Raw genomic sequence first — 2,123 nt, 5'->3', positions numbered from 1 at the left:
CCGGCGGCAGACAACAGAAAAATGGGCAACAGCATGCACAACTCCAGGAAACGACGACACCAGCGAATAGCCCGAAGGCCCACTGGCAGACTTGAAAATGAGGATGGCGAATCTTAACAGAGTGTTTCCAAGCCGGGTTGCACGAACCTGCTTATCTCGTTGAATGCGCGGGTGGCAGATCGTCACAGGCCTGAAGGATCCGCCCTACGCTGTGATAAAATTCGCGCCCTGAAAAACGTACACCCTGTGGCTCCTTTCGGTTTCCTGCCTGCAGCCTGCCCTGTTTGTTGCTGCACACCTGCGAAAACCTGCACTTATAAAAATCTGAGATGCCGTTTTATGAACGCTTCATCCCCTTCGCTATTGCAACGCCTGAAACGCTTGAGCCTGGTCACGCAAATCATCATCGGCCTGATCGCCGGTATTGCCTTGGCGCTATTCGCGCCGGACGTGGCCAAATCCTGCGCCTTCATCGGCAAAGTGTTCGTCTCGGCACTGAAAGCCGTCGCGCCGATCCTGGTGTTCGTGCTGGTCATGGCGTCGATCGCCAACCATAAGCACGGCCAGGAAACCCACATCCGACCGATTCTGTTTTTATATTTGCTGGGGACATTTGCCGCGGCGGTGGTCGCGGTGGTAGCCAGCATGATGTTCCCGTCGAGCCTGGTACTCGCCACCCAAGACGTCGCGGTCACCGCGCCGGGTGGCATCAGCGAGGTCCTGCAAAGCCTGCTGCTGAGCGTGGTCGATAACCCGGTGAGCGCGCTGATGAATGCCAACTTTATCGGCATCCTGGCTTGGGCCATCGGCATGGGCATCGCCATTCGCCACGCCGGCGAAACCACCCGTGAAGTGCTGGGCGACCTCTCCAACGGTGTGACGCTGATCGTACGGCTGGTGATTCGCTTCGCACCGCTGGGGATCTTCGGCCTGGTGGCCTCGACTCTCGCCACCTCCGGTTTCGGCGCCTTGATCGGCTACGCGCATTTGCTGGCGGTGCTGCTCGGCTGCATGCTGTTCGTGGCACTGGTGATGAACCCGATCATCGTGTTCTGGAAGCTGCGTCGCAACCCGTATCCGCTGGTGCTGACCTGCCTGCGCGAGAGCGGCATTACCGCGTTCTTCACCCGCAGTTCGGCGGCGAACATTCCGGTCAACCTGGAGTTGAGCAAGCGTCTGGGCCTGCATGAAGACACCTACTCGGTGTCGATCCCGCTGGGCGCAACCATCAACATGGCCGGCGCGGCGATCACCATCACCGTGCTCACCTTGGCGGCAGTGCATACCCTGGGCATCGCCGTCGACATTCCGACCGCGATTCTGCTCAGCGTCGTCGCGGCGATATGCGCCTGCGGTGCTTCGGGCGTGGCGGGTGGTTCGTTGCTATTGATTCCACTGGCGTGCAGCCTGTTCGGCATCCCGAGCGAGATTGCCATGCAGGTGGTAGCGGTCGGTTTCATCATTGGTGTGTTGCAGGATTCGGCGGAAACCGCGCTGAACTCGTCTACTGACGTGCTGTTCACCGCCGCTGCTTGCCTGGGTGAAGAAGAAAAAGCCCAACGCCTGGCCTGACCCAAATCCCCTGTGGGAGCGGGCTTGCTCGCGAAGAGGCTATCAGGTTCAACATTAACGTTGACTGACACACCGCTTTCGCGAGCAAGCCCGCTCCCACAAGGTCAGAGGTGTAGTTGAGGAATGTTTCACATAAAAAAGCCCCCGCAACCCAAGGCTGCGGGGGCTTTTTTGCACCCGGACGGTTAGAACGCGCCCATGTAGTCGCGCTTGCCCACTTCCACACCGTTGTGACGCAGCAATGCGTAAGTGGTGGTGACGTGGAAGAAGAACTGCGGCAGGCCGTAGCTAAGCAGGTAAGCCTGGCCACTGAAGCGTTTTTCTTTAGGCGTGCCTGGACGGGTAACGATCTCGATGCCTTCCTTGCCGTTGATCTGCTCCGGCTTGATCTCGGCGATGTACGCCAGAACCTTGGTCAGCAGCGCTTGYAGTTCGGCGAAGGTGGTTTCGGTGTCTTCGTACTTCGGCAATTCAACTTCGGCCAGACGCGAGGAAACGCCTTTGGCGAAGTCAACGGCGATCTGCACCTGACGCACCAGCGGGAACATGTC

The 2,123-nt window shown here is 59.0% G+C and carries 2 protein-coding genes; one reads left to right on the top strand and one right to left on the bottom strand.

The genetic code is table 11. From position 1 onward, the window contains the following. The first annotated feature begins 339 nt into the window (after window positions 1-339). Window positions 340-1,572: a serine/threonine transporter SstT gene (sstT, locus tag AC1DRJ_RS25405; RefSeq protein ID WP_477804582.1), complete on the top strand. Its 1,233-nt coding sequence runs from the start codon at window positions 340-342 to the stop codon at window positions 1,570-1,572. Between the two features lie 185 nt (window positions 1,573-1,757). Here the strand turns inward: sstT and AC1DRJ_RS25400 are convergent. Next, a partial coding sequence (locus tag AC1DRJ_RS25400) for a DUF1993 domain-containing protein (RefSeq protein ID WP_477804581.1) occupies window positions 1,758-2,123 on the bottom strand: 366 nt, incomplete at its 5' end.

It is taken from the genome of Pseudomonas sp. P5_B2, from assembly GCF_056400445.1.
The sequence above is the reverse complement of the archived record's forward strand: the minus strand, read 5'-3'. Positions and strand labels throughout refer to the sequence as shown.